16 protein-coding genes, 1 tRNA gene and 1 pseudogene are annotated in these 15,338 nt (G+C 69.3%); 14 read left to right on the forward strand and 4 right to left on the reverse strand.

Features of this window, described 5'->3' with window-relative positions:
* Positions 1-20 precede the first annotated feature (20 nt).
* Positions 21-1,841, reverse strand: coding sequence for an HSP90 family protein (locus AC2W7E_RS09180; RefSeq protein ID WP_485988964.1), 1,821 nt, complete (start codon positions 1,839-1,841; stop codon positions 21-23).
* 192 nt (positions 1,842-2,033) lie between these two features.
* On the opposite strand from AC2W7E_RS09180, the gene AC2W7E_RS09185 reads away from it, so the two are divergent.
* From AC2W7E_RS09185 to AC2W7E_RS09225, 9 genes are all read left to right on the forward strand, one after another.
* A tRNA-Trp gene (locus AC2W7E_RS09185) sits at positions 2,034-2,106 on the forward strand.
* 39 nt (positions 2,107-2,145) lie between these two features.
* The gene (gene secE / locus AC2W7E_RS09190) at positions 2,146-2,418 is read left to right on the forward strand and encodes a preprotein translocase subunit SecE (RefSeq protein ID WP_025102339.1); all 273 of its coding nucleotides are present in this window, start codon (positions 2,146-2,148) and stop codon (positions 2,416-2,418) included.
* Positions 2,419-2,460: 42 nt separating this feature from the next.
* The gene (nusG, locus tag AC2W7E_RS09195) at positions 2,461-3,495 is read left to right on the forward strand and encodes a transcription termination/antitermination protein NusG (RefSeq protein WP_025102338.1); all 1,035 of its coding nucleotides are present in this window, start codon (positions 2,461-2,463) and stop codon (positions 3,493-3,495) included.
* A 292-nt stretch (positions 3,496-3,787) separates the two neighbouring features.
* On the forward strand, positions 3,788-4,219 hold the full coding sequence (rplK, locus tag AC2W7E_RS09200) for a 50S ribosomal protein L11 (protein WP_025102337.1): 432 nt from the start codon (positions 3,788-3,790) through the stop codon (positions 4,217-4,219).
* 11 nt (positions 4,220-4,230) lie between these two features.
* Positions 4,231-4,920 (forward strand): 50S ribosomal protein L1, encoded by a 690-nt coding sequence (gene rplA, locus AC2W7E_RS09205; protein WP_025102336.1) that lies wholly within the window; start codon positions 4,231-4,233, stop codon positions 4,918-4,920.
* A 197-nt stretch (positions 4,921-5,117) separates the two neighbouring features.
* On the forward strand, positions 5,118-5,933 hold the full coding sequence (locus tag AC2W7E_RS09210) for an amino acid ABC transporter substrate-binding protein (protein WP_025102335.1): 816 nt from the start codon (positions 5,118-5,120) through the stop codon (positions 5,931-5,933).
* A 3-nt stretch (positions 5,934-5,936) separates the two neighbouring features.
* Entirely contained in the window at positions 5,937-6,602 is a 666-nt protein-coding gene (locus tag AC2W7E_RS09215; RefSeq protein WP_085606303.1) for an amino acid ABC transporter permease, read from the forward strand.
* The gene (locus AC2W7E_RS09220; protein ID WP_085606301.1) at positions 6,589-7,392 is read left to right on the forward strand and encodes an amino acid ABC transporter ATP-binding protein; all 804 of its coding nucleotides are present in this window, start codon (positions 6,589-6,591) and stop codon (positions 7,390-7,392) included. Before AC2W7E_RS09215 ends, AC2W7E_RS09220 begins: the two co-directional genes overlap by 14 nt.
* 40 nt (positions 7,393-7,432) lie before the next feature.
* A complete protein-coding gene (locus AC2W7E_RS09225; protein WP_485988965.1) occupies positions 7,433-7,789 on the forward strand; it encodes an iron chaperone in 357 nt (118 codons plus the stop codon).
* A 4-nt stretch (positions 7,790-7,793) separates the two neighbouring features.
* On the opposite strand, the gene lysE is transcribed toward AC2W7E_RS09225, so the two are convergent.
* Entirely contained in the window at positions 7,794-8,447 is a 654-nt protein-coding gene (gene lysE, locus AC2W7E_RS09230; RefSeq protein WP_217316485.1) for an L-lysine exporter, read from the reverse strand.
* Between the two features lie 69 nt (positions 8,448-8,516).
* Between lysE and AC2W7E_RS09235 the strand changes: the two genes are divergently transcribed.
* Positions 8,517-9,401, forward strand: coding sequence for a LysR family transcriptional regulator ArgP (locus AC2W7E_RS09235; protein WP_485988966.1), 885 nt, complete (start codon positions 8,517-8,519; stop codon positions 9,399-9,401).
* Between the two features lie 30 nt (positions 9,402-9,431).
* Here AC2W7E_RS09235 and AC2W7E_RS09240 read toward each other — a convergent pair.
* Positions 9,432-10,110: pseudogene (locus AC2W7E_RS09240) on the reverse strand (YqaJ viral recombinase family protein).
* A gap of 238 nt (positions 10,111-10,348) precedes the next feature.
* Here AC2W7E_RS09240 and AC2W7E_RS09245 point away from each other — a divergent pair.
* The 3 genes from AC2W7E_RS09245 (at position 10,349) to rplL (ending at position 12,570) form a co-directional block, all read left to right on the forward strand.
* Positions 10,349-11,323, forward strand: coding sequence for a hypothetical protein (locus AC2W7E_RS09245; RefSeq protein WP_485988967.1), 975 nt, complete (start codon positions 10,349-10,351; stop codon positions 11,321-11,323).
* 326 nt (positions 11,324-11,649) lie between these two features.
* On the forward strand, positions 11,650-12,138 hold the full coding sequence (rplJ, locus tag AC2W7E_RS09250) for a 50S ribosomal protein L10 (RefSeq protein WP_025104226.1): 489 nt from the start codon (positions 11,650-11,652) through the stop codon (positions 12,136-12,138).
* Positions 12,139-12,186: 48 nt separating this feature from the next.
* A complete protein-coding gene (gene rplL / locus AC2W7E_RS09255) occupies positions 12,187-12,570 on the forward strand; it encodes a 50S ribosomal protein L7/L12 (protein ID WP_025104227.1) in 384 nt (127 codons plus the stop codon).
* A 66-nt stretch (positions 12,571-12,636) separates the two neighbouring features.
* Here rplL and AC2W7E_RS09260 read toward each other — a convergent pair whose 3' ends face one another.
* Positions 12,637-13,641, reverse strand: coding sequence for a LacI family DNA-binding transcriptional regulator (locus tag AC2W7E_RS09260; protein ID WP_485988968.1), 1,005 nt, complete (start codon positions 13,639-13,641; stop codon positions 12,637-12,639).
* 283 nt (positions 13,642-13,924) lie between these two features.
* Between AC2W7E_RS09260 and AC2W7E_RS09265 the strand changes: the two genes are divergently transcribed.
* The gene (locus tag AC2W7E_RS09265) at positions 13,925-15,247 is read left to right on the forward strand and encodes an ABC transporter substrate-binding protein (RefSeq protein ID WP_249520874.1); all 1,323 of its coding nucleotides are present in this window, start codon (positions 13,925-13,927) and stop codon (positions 15,245-15,247) included.
* Positions 15,248-15,338: the final 91 nt, after the last annotated feature.

The following is a 15,338-nucleotide window of genomic DNA, read 5'->3' on the forward strand; positions in this document are numbered from 1 at the left end:
CTTTCGGGTAGTCGGGGGTGTCAGCGCGCGTCGAAGGGGAGCGTGTCCCCCTCGATGCCGGCGGAGAGCGAGACGAGGTCGGAGAGGGCGCTGGTCATGAGTGCCCGGTCGGCGTCCGAGAGGGGGTGGTGTCCTGCGAGGAGCGCCTGGATGTAGAGGAGCTGGACCGTACGCGCGAACACGGCGTCGTCATCGACACGGACGAGGGCGCGGACGACGCGGTTGGACCAGTTCAGGCACAGCCGGGCCGTGAGGTCGTCGTCCCGTGCGGAGGAGAGCGTCTGATCGATCCGGTCGAGCACCCCGCCCCAGAGCGTGCTCGCGATGCCCCTGGTGCGCCCGCGGTCGATCGTGCGCAGGACCTCGGGATCCGCGACGTAGAGTCCGGTCAGCTCGGGGCGATCGATCGCCCTGACGACGACGCTGCAGTCGGAGGCGGCGAGCACGGCGCCGGCGCGGGACTCCAGCGCCATCGCGATGTCCCGGTCATCGAGCGGCGGCGGGTCGAGGCGATCGAGCTCCCCGGTCACGTTGACCTTCTCCACCGTGACCTGCGGGTACAGGTCGGGGAGCAGGCGGATCAGATCCGCGTCATAGAGGTAGCCGCCGTTGGCGAGCACCTCGTCCGAGGGTGAGATGCCCGCCACCTGGCGGAACTCGTCGACCGTCTGGGCGTAGCGCACGTGAGGGTACCGTTCCACGAGCTCGCCGATCCGCAGCGTGCCGTGCGTGGTCTCCACGGTGAGCCAGCGCGTGATGAAGCGCGCGAGCTCCTCGTCATGACGCACCAGCGACTTGAGGCCGACCTCGTGCACGGCGACGAACTGGGCGAGGCGATGCGGTTCGCGCAGCCCGAGCTCGAGCACCCAGCGGCGGATCCCGGCGCCGAGCTGCTCCCGGACGTGCTCCAGGGCCGTGTCCTCGACGAGGGACTCGCGGCTCGCGGTCGGCGCGAGGCCGGTGGAGTCGACGACGGCGCGCACGAAGAAGGCCCAGTCGGGCAGCACGTCGTCGACGCGCTCGGACAGCAGCATGCGCCCGAGGTACATGCGGGTCGCCTGGCGGGCGCCGGGCGGAGGAGCGAAGGGCAGGACGTACGCCAGGCCCTGCGTCCCGGTCGCCGGCTCGCTCAGCGGGATCACGTCCAGCGGGGCGGCCCCGAGCAGGTCGCGACCGTACTGCACGGCCGCCTCGACATCGGCGGCGGGGTCGAGGAAGGGAGGCTCGCGCGTCACGTCGATGTCCCCACCGGGCGCGTCAATGGTCACCCGCACCGGCAGGAACTCCCCGAAGGTGGTCGCGAGCTCGTGCACAGCCGCCGGCCGCAGCAGCTCGTCGGCGTCGAAGCGCGGCACGAGGTGCACGCTGGTGCCGATGGGGAGGTCGTCGTCGATCTCCGTGACGCGGAAGGTGCCGTCCGCGCTGCCCGTCCACTCCACCGCGGAGCCGCCTCTGGCGCTGCGGGAGCGGATGACGATGGTGTCGGCGACCATGAAGCAGCTCAGCAGCCCGATGCCGAACTGGCCGAGGAAGTCGCTCCGGGGGAGGTCGAAGATGTCCCGCTTGGAGCTGCGCCCGACGGTCGCGAGCAGATCGGCGACCTCGGCGGCGGTCAATCCCACGCCGTCGTCGCGGAGCACGAACTCGCCCGACTGCGCGGTCAGCGGCGTGATCCGGATGCGGCTGCCGCCGCCGTCGACCTCACGGCGCGCGGCGATCGCGTCCCTCGCGTTCTGGAGCAGTTCCCGCAGATAGACCCGGGGACTGGAGTAGATGTGCCGGCTGAGCAGATCGACGACTCCGCGCAGGTCCACCTGGAACTGCTGCACATCCCCACTCACATGCGTCCCTTCCTGCTTCGTCCGCCCGCCGAGCCTAGCAACAACGCCGGTTCCGCTTCCTGTTCGGCACCACCGGATCGATGCCGTATGCTTGGTGAGCAGTTGTTCTCTGCATTCTTTCGCCGTGCCTGGCGTCTACGACATCGGCCGGTGGCAGGGTGAGGAGAGCATCCCCGAGACCTCCGGGTCTCTAGGGCGGTAGCTCAATTGGCAGAGCAGCGGTCTCCAAAACCGCAGGTTGCAGGTTCGATTCCTGTCCGCCCTGCGCGTCAGCGCACGCTGACACACGAAAGGTACATTCAGGATGGATCAGGACGAACCGCGCGGCGACGTCGTCGCGGCCGGCGCCACGCGCCAGAAGAAGGGCAACCCCTTCTCCCGGTTCTTCGGGGGCATCGCCCTGTTCATCCGCCAGGTCATCGCCGAACTGCGCAAGGTCGTCACCCCGACCCGCAAGGAGCTTTTCAAGTTCACGGGTGTGGTGCTCGTCTTCGTCCTGATCGTCATGGGCATCGTCTACGGTCTCGACTACGTCTTCGGGCTCCTGACGCACTACGTGTTCGGAATCCCTGGCTGATGACCCCCGCGGCGACCGCCGCAGCTATGGAGAAGAAGCAACGTGTCTGAACGATATTCCGACGACGCCGACTGGGCGACCGCCGCAGAGCAGTCCAGCGAGGAGGACGAGGCCCAGGAGGGCAACGTGCTCGCCGCGGAGGAGCTCTCGGTCACCTCTGCCGAGCACGTCGCGGTCCACGTCGAGGACGAGGACGGCGAGCAGGAGACGGAAGACATCGACATCGACATCGACGACCCGGAGGCGGACGCCATCGTGAACGACGCTCTGAACCTGGACGAGGCCGCGGAGTCCGAAGCCGCCGCCGAGGTCCTCAACGATTCCGTGGCCGAAGAGGTCGCGGAGCAGGAGGCCGAAGCGGCCGACGAGGTCACCCCGTACGAGGGGCCCGACGTGAACGGCGAGGACGACCGTCCCGCCGCCGAGTCCGACGAGGACGAGTCGGCGTCCGAGGAAGACCCGTACGAGGCCTTCCGCATGGACCTGCGCATGCTCCCGGGCAAGTGGTACGTCATCCACTCGTACGCCGGCTTCGAGCGCAAGGTCAAGGCGAACATCGAGCAGCGCAAGTCGACGCTCGAGGTCGAGGACGAGATCTACCAGGTCGAGGTCCCGATGGAGGACGTCGTCGAGATCAAGAACGGCCAGCGCAAGATGGTCACCCGCGTGCGCATCCCCGGCTACGTGCTGGTGCGCATGGAGCTGACGGAAGACACCTGGTCGGTCGTGCGGCACACCCCCGGCGTCACCGGCTTCGTGGGCAACGCCCACAACCCGACGCCGCTGCGCTTCGAAGAGGCCTTCAACATGCTGAAGTCCCTCGTCGAGGTCAAGGACGTGCCGACCGCCAAGAACATCGCGGCCAAGGGTGGCGTCGCCGTCGCCCGTCCGCTTCCCGCCGAGGTCGACTTCGAGGTCGGCGAGACCATCACGATCAAGGAGGGCTCGTTCGCGGGTCTTCCCGGTTCGATCAGCGAGATCAAGCCGGAGAGCGGCAAGCTCACGGTCCTCGTCTCGCTCTTCGAGCGCGAGACCCCGGTCGAGCTGTCGTTCGACCAGGTCACCAAGATGATCTGACCGTGGGTCACTGAGCCTGCCGAAGTGCACGAGAACGGCCGCCCTCTTCGGGGGCGGCCGTTTTCTTTCCCCCGACCCACCCCCTTTCGTGTCTCCCGGCCCGTTGCGGACGCACGCAGAGGGCCGGCTCGCACACAAGGGGCCGGCTCGCGAGTGGGGGAGTGATCGGGTAGACTTACGTGGTTTGTGTGCCGCTGAGCTTATCGAAGGGCGCGCAGACGACCACGGGCCGGAGAGGCCGGAGCCGTGGGAGAAGCGGATGCTCGCATCCGCCTCGAGGAAAGGAAAGAGAATGGCACCGAAGAAGAAGGTGACCGGCCTGATCAAGCTTCAGATCAACGCCGGTGCCGCCAACCCGGCGCCGCCGATCGGCCCCGCGCTCGGTCAGCATGGCGTCAACATCATGGAGTTCTGCAAGGCGTACAACGCCGCGACCGAGTCGCAGCGCGGCAACGTCATCCCCGTCGAGATCACCGTCTACGAGGACCGCAGCTTCACCTTCGTCCTGAAGACCCCGCCCGCGGCGGAGCTCATCAAGAAGGCCGCCGGCGTGCAGAAGGCTTCGGCCACCCCGCACACCGTCAAGGTCGGCAAGATCACCAAGGACCAGGTCCGTCAGATCGCCGAGCAGAAGCAGGCCGACCTGAACGCGAACGACATCGAGGCCGCCTCGAAGATCATCGCCGGCACCGCCCGTTCCATGGGCATCACGGTCGAGGGCTGAGGAGAATAATCATGGCTACCAAGTCCAAGGCTTACAAGGCTGCCGCCGAGAAGATCGAGGCAGACCGTTTCTACACGCCGTCCGAGGCCGTCGCGCTCGCGAAGGAGACCGGTTCGGCGAAGTTCGACTCGACCGTCGAGGTCGCGCTGAAGCTCGCTGTCGACCCCCGCAAGGCGGACCAGATGGTGCGCGGCACCGTCATCCTGCCCCACGGCACCGGTAAGACCGCCCGCGTCATCGTGTTCGCCACCGGCCCCGCGGCCGAGGCGGCGATCGCGGCCGGCGCCGATGAGGTCGGCGGCGCCGAGCTCATCCAGAAGGTCGCCGACGGCTGGACCAACTTCGACTCCGCGGTCTCGACCCCGGAGCTCATGGGCCAGGTCGGCCGTCTCGGCAAGGTGCTCGGTCCCCGTGGCCTGATGCCGAACCCGAAGACCGGCACCGTGACTCCGAACCCGGCCAAGGCCGTCGAGGAGATCAAGGGCGGAAAGATCGAGTTCCGCGTCGACAAGCACGCCAACGTGCACTTCGTCATCGGCAAGGCCTCCTTCTCGGCCGAGCAGCTGAACGAGAACATCGACGCCGCGCTCGAGGAGATCGTCCGCCTCAAGCCGTCCAGCGCCAAGGGTCGTTACATCCAGAAGGGTGCGGTGTCGACCACGTTCGGCCCCGGCATCCCGCTGGACGTCAACGCCATCTGACGCGTCGACGGGTCTCGCACCTGTCGCACCGAACGCCCCCGGGTCCGCCCGGGGGCGTTCTGCGTTCCCGGGGCGGTTCGGCGCGCGACATCCGGCGTCATCCGATGCGCTGACGTCGGAGGCGCCGCGTACTGTGGGGGAGTTCCCGCGGTCGTCGCGTAAACTCGCTCCCGCGCTTTCTCACCCCAGGAGGGTCCATGTCCCGTCGTCTCATCGCCGTCACCGCACTCGTCGTCGCCGCCGCCGCGCTGACCGCCTGCAGCGGGTCCAGCACGCCCGCGAGCACGGACGGCGAGGGCGCCGCGGGCTCCGACTTCGGCCTGGTGAAGGACGGCACGCTGACGGTCGCGACCGAGGGCACCTACCGCCCGTTCAGCTTCCACGACGACGGCGGTTCCGGTGACCTCACCGGCTACGACGTCGAGATCATTCAGGCCGTCGCCGACGAGCTCGGCCTGAAGGTCGAGTTCCAGGAGACGCAGTGGGATGCGATCTTCGCGGGTCTCGACGCCGGCCGCTTCGACGTGATCGCGAACCAGGTGTCGATCAACGAGGAGCGCGAGGCGAAGTACCTCTTCAGCACCCCGTACACGGTGTCGCCCGGCGTGATCGTGGTGAAGGAGGACGACGACTCCATCTCGTCCTTCGACGACCTCGAGGGCAAGACGACGGCGCAGTCCCTCACGAGCAACTGGTACGAGCTGGCCACCGAGTCCGGCGCCAAGGTCGAGGGCGTCGAGGGGTGGGCGCAGGCCGTGGAGCTCCTCCGCCAGGGCCGGGTGGATGCGACCGTCAACGACAAGCTGACGTTCCTCGACTACGAGACGACCAACAGCCCGACGGGCCTGAAGATCGCGGCGGAGACCGATGACGCCGGTGAGCAGGCCTTCGTGTTCACGAAGGACAAGGAGGCGCTCGTCGATGCGGTCGACGAAGCGCTCGACACGCTCCGTGCCGACGGCACCTTGGCCGAGATCAGCGAGAAGTACTTCGGCGAAGACGTCTCGCAGTAGGCGATGCAGAATCCCTGGGAGCTCTTCTTCTCCTCGCTCGGGCCGATCGCCTGGGCGGGGCTGACGGCGACGATCCCGCTCGCCCTGGTGTCGTTCGCGCTGGGGCTCGTGATCGCGATCGGCATGGCGCTGATGCGGATCTCGGTGCATCCGGTGGTGTCCGGCATCGCGCGGTTCTACATCTCGGTGATCCGCGGCACGCCGATGCTCGTGCAGCTCTTCGTGATCTTCTACGGCCTGCCGTCCGTCGGGGTGACCCTCGATCCGTGGCCGAGCGCCATCATCGCGCTCTCGCTCAACGTCGGCGGCTACGGCGCCGAGGTCGTACGGGCGGCGATCCTCTCGGTGCCGAAGGGGCAGTGGGAGGCCGCCTATACGGTGGGGATGAACCGCACCCGCACGCTGACCCGTATCATCCTCCCGCAGGCTGCCCGGGTGTCGGTGCCGCCGCTGTCCAACACGTTCATCTCGCTCGTGAAGGACACCTCCCTCACCTCGCTGATCCTCGTGACGGAGCTGTTCAAGGTGGCGCAGCAGATCGCCTCCGCCACGCTCGAGTTCATGGTGCTGTACCTGGCTGCGGCGCTGGTCTACTGGGTGATCTGCCTGGTGCTCTCCTTCGGGCAGAGCGCCCTGGAGAGGAGGCTCGACAGTCGTGTCGCGCACTGACCCCACGGCCGAACCGCTGCTCACCGCACGGGGCCTGCACAAGAGTTTCGGCACCACCGAGGTGCTGCGCGGCTTCGACCTCACCCTGCACCGCGGCGAGGTCGTGGTGCTCATCGGGCCCAGCGGCTCGGGGAAGACGACCGTCCTGCGCGCCCTGAACGGCCTGGAGACCCCGGACGCCGGCACCATCGCGATGGCCGGGGGCCCGGAGATCGACTTCGCACCGGAGATCCGCCCGAAGCCCCGCGTCGCGAAGCAGCAGCGGCTCGCGTTGCGTGACCGGTCGGCGATGGTGTTCCAGCATCACAACCTCTTCCCGCACCTGACCGTGCTGGAGAACGTGATCGAAGGGCCGTGGCGGGTGCAGGGCCGTCCGAAGGCCGAGGTCGTCGCCGAGGCGCAGGCGCTGCTCGCCCGGGTCGGTCTCGCCGACAAGGCGGACGCGCGGCCGCATCAGCTCTCCGGCGGGCAGCAGCAGCGGGTGGGCATCGTGCGGGCACTGGCCCTGCAGCCGGACCTGCTGCTGTTCGACGAGCCGACGAGCGCGCTCGACCCGGAGCTCGTGGGAGAGGTGCTGCTCGTCATCAAGGAGCTCGCCGACGAGGGATGGACGATGGCCGTCGTCACCCACGAGCTGAGCTTCGCCCGCGAGGCCGCAGACCATGTGCTCTTCCTGGACGACGGCGTCGTCGTCGAGCAGGGGCCGCCCGCCGAGCTGTTCAGCGCTCCGCAGCACGAGCGCACGCAGCGGTTCCTCACCCGCATCCTCCGGCCCCTCGACGGCGCGTGAGTCCTCGACCCCGCGGGCGATCGGTGGCAGGATGCGGTGCGTGGGCACCATCGACGACTACCTGACCGATCTCGACGCCGCAGACCGTGCGGTGATCGATGGCGTGTACGCGATCGCCACGGAGGAGGTGCCGGAGGCGGAACAGGGCAAGGGCTACGGGATGCCGGCCCTCGTCTACTACGGCAAGCCGCTGCTCTCGGTGATGCGTGCGAAGAAGCACATCGGCGTCTACCCGTTCAGCCCCGCGGCGGTCGCTGCCATAGCGGGTTTCCTCGACGGTCACCCCGGGGTCAGCCTCGACAAGGGGACGATCCGGTTCCAGCCGGAGCACCCCCTTCCGGTCGAGGCGGTCCGCGCGCTCATCCGGGCGCGGGTGTCGCAGATCGAGGCCGGGTGAACGCCTAGCCGCCGAGCACCGGGAGCACGAGGCTCACCGCGAGCGTGATCATCACGACCGCGATCACCGCGTCGAGGATGCGCCAGGAGCGCGGGGTGCGGAGCCACCGTCCGAGGTAGCGGGCGCCGAAGCCGAGGGCGGTGAACCAGAGGATGCTCGCCGCGACCGCCCCGGCCGCGAACAGCCACCGCTCGTCCCCGTGCGTCGCCGCGATCGACCCGAGCATCAGCACCGTGTCGAGGTACACATGCGGGTTCAGCCACGTCAACGCCAGCGTCGTGAGGATCACCGGGGCGAGGCGGGTGCGGGTGAGCGTGCCGGTGCCCCCGGACGCCTCGAAGACCGGGGCGTCGCCCCCGTCGACCACCAGCTCCTCGCCGCCCCGCCAGGCCCGCCGCGCCGCAAGCAGTCCGTATCCGAGGAGGAACAGCGCCCCTGCCCAGCGAGCCACGACGACGAGCCAGGGTGCGGCGGACAGCACGAACCCGAGCCCCGCGACACCGGCGATGATCAGCACGGCGTCGGAGAGGGCGCAGACGATCACGACGGCGAGGACGTGCTCGCGCCGGATGCCCTGACGCAGCACGAACACGTTCTGTGCGCCGATCGCGACGATGAGGGAGAGACCGAGGCCGAGACCGGCGAGGACCGTGAGCATGTGTCGAGCCTATGAGGGCTGAGCATGAGGTGCAGCGAAGATTCCTTCCGCACCATTAGCATCACTGATGTGAGGATCGACCCGGGGCTCGCCGCCACGCTCGCCGCCGTCGCCGACGAGGGCACTCTCGATGCCGCGTCGCGTCGGCTGCAGGTCACCCCGTCCGCGGTCAGTCAGCGTCTCAAGGCGCTGGAGCAGCAGCTCGGGCGGATCCTCCTCGTGCGTAGCAAGCCGGTCCGCCTCACCGAGGCGGGGGAGTCCGTCGTGCGGCTCGCGCGGCAGATCGCCCTCCTCGAAGAGGATGCTCTCGCGGGAGTCGGGATCGAGGGGAGCGCTGAGGGGCGGCGGATCAGCGTGCCGCTCGCCGTCAACGCGGATTCGATGGCGACCTGGTTCCTGGCACCGATGGCCCGGCTCTCCGCCGCGCACGACATCGATGTCGACCTGCACCGCGACGATCAGAACTTCACCGCCCGCCTGCTCGAATCGGGGACCGTCATGGCGGCGGTCACGAGCGAGGCCACGGCGGTCGCGGGGTGCACGGTCGCGCCCCTCGGCGTGCTCGAGTACCGCGCCATGGCCGAACCCGCCTACGCCCGGCGATGGTTCCCGGACGGCGTCACCCCCGATGCTCTGGCGCACGCGCCGTTCGTCGACTTCGACCGCCGGGACACCCTGCAGCACGAGTGGCTGGCCGCGCGGGGCGTGCCGGCGGCCGGCGTTCCCCGGCACTACGTCCCGGCGTCGCACGACTATGCGCTCGCCGTCGGCCTCGGCCTCGGCTGGGGGATGGTGCCGCGGCTGCAGGAGGTGCCGGGACTCGTGGCGCTCGGCGGTCCGATTCTGCGCGTGGCGCTGTACTGGCAGCAGTGGAACCTGCGCTCCGCGCTCCTCGACACGATCGCGTCCGAGGTCGCGGGGGAGGCGCGTCGGGTGCTCGCTCGCGAACCCTGACGCGACCGGGACGGCATCGCCGCCGCGCGGTCAGTCGGCGAGGGCGAGGGCGCGGAAGGCGTCGCGCTCGCGGAGCTGCTCCCGACGGCTGTCCGCCGGGGACGCGGAGCGGGCCGGGACCGTGCGTCCGGTCGTGCGGCGGTACAGCTCGTCGATGAGGTCGGTGGCGAGCCCCACGAGCTTGGCGATCTCGCGGTCGTCGCGGTCGATCCACACGCAGCGGGGCTCGTCGTGGACGGGGGAGAAGTCGACGTGCTCCTCCCAGACGAACAGGGTGCGCTCGGCGCCCAGCACGTGCTGCTGCCACCACACCTGACGCAGGTAGGTGCGGGGATCCCCGGAAGGCCTTGTTGGTGGTCTTGATCTCCGCGAGGCTGACACGGCCGTCCGCGTCCACCGAGATGCCATCGGGGGTCGCCAGGTGGCGGTGCTCGACCTCAGCGTGGAACAGCGCGGAGGAGGGGAAGATGCCGTGCGTGGCCGCGACCCAGGCGGCGATCTCCGGCTCGCGGCGCCGGCCGTGGTCGGTGTAGGCGTTGCCGCCGAACCGCGGCCCGCCGCCGAGCTTGGCGTCGGCAGCACGGGCGATCGAGCGCTCGCTGGTGAGCCCGGCGACGTCGGTGGCCGTGATGCCGCGCGATCGTGCCCTCATCCATGCCACGCGGTCGCGTGAGTCCGCGACGATGCGAGCTTGGAGTTCCGGGGTCACCAGAAGACTCTAACTCTCCCCCACCCCCGTTCCCGTCGTACACGCCGCCCCCTCCCGCCGACGCACCCCTTGCGTGCGTCCCGGCCCCCTGCGCACGCGCGTAGGGGGGTGGATCGAACGCAAGGGGGTGGGGCGGCAGGGGAGGACGATTCCTGCACAAGGGGCGGGAGGGGAGAGAGGGGTGTGGAGAAACCGGGGAAGGCGGGGGAGCGGCGAGAGGAGAGGGGAGAGTCGGGGGATGAGACAGGTGAGCGTGGAGGAGATCAGGGGGATGCTCCTCGGTCGTCGACGGCTGGAGGAGGAGGGCTGGGGGTCTCGGACGCTCCACGCCGCGGTGGAAGGGCGGCAGCTGCATCGTGTGCGCCGTGGGTGGTACCTCGCGCTGCGGACCTGGAGCGAGCTCGCCCCGGAGTCCCGGCATCGTGCGGAGGTGGTGGCCGCCGACCTCGCGGCCTCGGGGCCAGGGCCCGTGTTCTCGCACGCCTCGGCTGCGGTGCTGTGGGGACTGCCGCTGTATCGGGTGCGTCCGACGAGGGTCCATGTGACGGCGCCACCGGACCGCCGGCACAGCACGTCCGGGATCCTGCGGCACGAGGGCACTGTTGCCGCCGGTGACATCGTGGAGCGCGACGGCATCCGCTGCACCTCCCTCGCCCGGACGGTCGTCGACCTCGCCCGCACGGTCGCTCCGGAGGCGGCTCTCGCGGTCGCGGATGCCGCCCTCGCTCTGGTCGGCGGTGACCCGTGGGAGTTCGACGACACCGCGGAGCAGGCTCTCCTGGCGGACCTCGCGGATCGGGTCCGCCGTCCACGGCTCCGCGGCATCGTGCAGGCTCGCCGGATCGTGGGCCTGGCCGACGGTCGCGCGAAACTGCCTCTGGAGAGCGTGACGCGGTACCGGCTCCATCAGCTCGGCTTCGGCAGACCGCGGCTGCAGGTGCCGGTGGACGGACCGCGCGGCGGCCGGTTCTGGATGGGCATCGCCGTCGACCAGTCCCGCACCTTCGTGGAGTGCGACGGCCGTGACAAGTACCTGGATGACGAGCTCCGCGGGGGCCGCACCGCGGAGAGCGTCGTGCTCGACGAGAAGATCCGCGAGGACTGGGTGCGCGGAACCACCGGCTGGCAGGTGATCCGGGTGTCGAGCGAGCACGTCGCCTCCCTCGCCGCGGCCGACGCGCACTTCCGTGCCTTCCGTCTCTTCGCCCGGTGAACCCTTGACCCACCCCCTTCCGTGCCCTCCGGCCCCGTGCATGCAGGCGTAAGGGGCCGGGGTGCACGCAAAGGGGTGGGTCGACGGGAAGAGGAGGGGGGATTTGGGGGAGAGGTGGGGGTGGGGTACAGTGGTCATAACCGAAGACCGCTGGTCATCGTGTGCGCGCGAGTGCACAGGATCGAAGCTCTGCATCGCAGGGGCCCGCGCAGGTGTCACGAACTTCCGAGCTCCGTGCGCTTGCGCCGGAGCTCTTCTCTTTTGCAGGGGGTCGGAGGCCGGCGCCCCACCACCGTGCGGCGCCTCGTACACACCAAGGAGTGACCATGGCGCAGAAGGATGCATCGGTCAACGAGCTCACGAAGTCATTCGAGAACTCGAACGCCGTCCTGCTGACCGAGTACCGCGGTCTGACGGTTGCCCAGCTCAAGCAGCTGCGCAACAGCATCCGTCAGGACGCTGAGTACGCCGTGGTGAAGAACACGCTGACCAAGATCGCCGCCAACAAGGCAGGCATCTCCGCGCTGGACGACGACCTCAAGGGGCCGTCGGCTGTCGCGTTCGTGCACGGTGACTTCGTCGCCACCGCCAAGGCTCTGCGTGACTTCGCCAAGGCCAACCCGCTTCTCGTGATCAAGTCGGGCATCTTCGAGGGCAAGGCCCTCACCGCCGACGAGGTCAACACGTACGCCTCGCTCGAGAGCCGCGAGGTTCTGCTGGCGAAGGCCGCGGGCATGATGAAGGCGACGATGGGCAAGGCTGCGGCCACCATCGACGCGCTTCGCGAAAAGCTGGAGACCGCCGAGGCCGCGTAAGCGACCGGCGATCTCGTCTACAAACCCCATCTATCTAGGAGATACATCATGGCGAAGCTTTCCACCGAGGAGCTGCTCGAGCAGTTCGCCGGCCTGACCCTCATCGAGCTCAACGAGTTCGTGAAGGCGTTCGAGGAGAAGTTCGAGGTCACCGCTGCTGCTCCCGTCGCCGTCGCCGGTGCCGCCGGTGGCGCGGGCGAGGCCGCGGCCGAGGAGGAGAAGGACTCCTTCGACGTCATCCTCGAGGCCGCTGGCGACAAGAAGATCCAGGTCATCAAGGCTGTCCGCGAGCTCACCTCGCTCGGCCTCGGCGAGGCCAAGGCCGTCGTCGACGGTGCTCCGAAGGCCGTCCTCGAGGGCGCCAACAAGGAGACGGCCGAGAAGGCCAAGGCTGCTCTGGAAGAGGCCGGCGCGACCGTCACCCTCAAGTAATTCCAGCGCACCAGCGCTTCTGCGAAGGCCCCGGGTTCCGCCCGGGGCCTTCGTGCGTCTGCGGGGTCAGCGCGGCGCCGCGGTCGAGCTGCGGACGACGAGCGCCGAAGCGGCCCCGACGTGCTCGACCGGAGCGTCGGGCTCGCTCATCCGTCGCATGAGCAGGCGCACGGCCTCCCGGCCCTGGTCCCGCGGCGATTGCCCGATGGTCGTGAGGGCGAACATCTCCGCGTGCTCGTGGTCGTCGATGCCGACGACGCTGAGTTCGGTCGGCACCGCGATGCCCAGGCGGCGGGCGGCGATCACGGCGCCGATGGCGGCCTCGTCGCACACGCCGACGATGGCGGTCGGTCGGTGGCGACGGTCGCCGAGAAGTCCCGCCGCCGCGGCATAGCCGCCGGGCATCGTGGGGGCCGCCCCGGCGATGCGCGCCCGCGGAGTCAGCCCCGCCGCGTGCAGCGCCTCCCGGTAGCCGGCCAGGCGTCGGGCGTCGCCGTAACTGAGGTCGGTGTCGTCGGTGGCGCCGCCCACGAAGGCGATGTCGGTGTGGCCGAGCTCGATCAGGTGCTCGGTGGCGATCCGGGCGGCGGCCGCGTCGTCGATCGACACGGCGCTCGATCCGGCGCTGTAGGGCCCCACGCTGACGAGCGGGCGCCCGGTGCGGTGCAGGCGCTCCAGCTCGCGGGCGCTGGGCTGGATGCCGACGGCGATGATGCCGTCGAATCTCCGACCGGGCAGCACGCTCTCGAACAGCCGCTCCCTGGTCTCCGAGCGCTCAGGGACGCCGTACAGCGACAGGTCGTGGTCGCGCACGAGCAGCGCCTCCTGCACGCCCGCCAGCAGCTCCGAGAAGAACCACCGGTCGACCGGTGGCATCACCAGGCCGATGGTGCCGGTGCGCCCGGTCGCCAGGCTGGTGGCGGAGGAGTGCGCGACGTACGCGAGGTCGTGCGCCGCCTCCTCCACGCGCTGTCTCGTCTCCTCCGAGACGTAGCCGCGGCCGCTCAGGGCGCGGCTCGCGGTCGCCTTGGACACACCGGCGCGCGTCGCGACGTCGGCGATCGTGCTCATCGTGTCCTCCTCGACCCGGTTCCACGACGGCGAGCCATCGGGCGCTCGCCGGGAGCCATCGTAGCCGTTCCACACGCGAGGAGGAACCGGTTCCAGACCCGTGGAACTGGGAGCGCTCCCACCACACGGAGGGCACCGACCTCAAACGGTTGTGATCTTGTAACCTTCCCCAGTTGTACGGCGCGAAGGAACCCGAGTAGGTTGGCCTGGAATCGGTTCCCCAATGGATGTGGCGATTGCTCTCCTTGGGCGGACTGAAGATCCACCGGAAGAGGAGAAGTACATGGCTTTGTCACAGCGATACCGCCTGCTCGCCCCCATCGCACTCGTCGGCGTCGCGTCTCTCGCGCTCGCCGGCTGCGCCGAGGGCGGGGGCGATGAGGGCGGAGAGACCAAGGACACCGTCCGGATCTCCGGCGGCATCACGGGCGTCGAGGCCGATGACCTGAACGCCTCCTTCGAGCAGTTCACGAAGGACACCGGGATCAAGGTCGAGTACACCGGCGACAAGGGCTTCGAGGGCAACATCGTCACCAAGGTGACCGGTGGCGACGCCCCCGACATCGCGATCGTCCCGCAGCCCGGTCTGCTCAAGACCCTCGTCGACACCGGCAAGGTCATGCCGGCGCCGGAGGCGGTCGAGTCCGCCGTCGACGAGAACTGGTCCGAGGACTGGAAGAAGTACGGCACGTTCGACGACACCTTCTACGCGGCGCCGATGCTCGCGAACCTCAAGGGCTACGTCTGGTACTCGCCGAAGCAGTTCGCCGAGTGGGGCGTCGAGGTCCCGGAGACCTGGGACGACATGATCGCCCTGACCGACACGATCGTCGAGAAGACCGGCGGTCCCGCCTGGTGCGCCGGCTTCGCCTCCGAGGCGGCGTCGGGCTGGCCGGGGACGGACTGGATCGAGGACCTCGTCCTGCGCCAGTCGGGCCCCGACGTGTACGACGACTGGGTGGCCGGCGACGTGAAGTTCACCGACCCCGAGATCAAGCAGGCCTTCGACGCCGTCGGTGAGATCCTGCTCAACCCGGAGTACGTCAACGCGGGCTACGGCGACGTCAAGAGCATCAACTCGACCGCTTTCGGTGACGTCGCCAACGCGGTGGCCAAGGGCGACTGCGCGCTGACCCACCAGGCGTCGTTCCTGTCGGCGAACTTCCTCGACACGGAGACCGCGGACGGCAACGTCCCCGAGGTCGCGCCGGACGGCGACGTCTACGCGTTCATCATGCCGGGCGAGACCGCCGGTGAGCTCCAGGTCGAGGGTGGCGGCGAGTTCGTCGCGGCCTTCTCCGACGACGAGGCCACCCAGCAGGTGCTCGAGTTCATGGCATCGCCGGAGTTCGCCGACGCCCGTGTCGAGCTCGGTGGCGTCATCTCCGCCAACAAGAACGCCGACCCGAGCCTCGCCTCGAGCGAGTTCCTCCAGGAGGCGATGACCATCATGCAGGACGACGCGACGACCTTCCGGTTCGACGCTTCCGACCTGATGCCGTCGACCGTCGGCTCGGGCTCGTTCTGGAAGGGGATGGTCGACTGGATCGACGGCAAGGACACCGACACGGTGCTCTCCGACATCCAGGCCGGCTACGAGAACTGATCGCCTCGACGCGATCTTCTCAGGCTGAGCGGGGCCGGGCTGCACAAGCCCGGCCCCGCTCCACCCATCCATACTGCGCGGGAACCCAGCA

Source organism: Microbacterium sp. CFSPD4_SD4 (assembly GCF_057364585.1).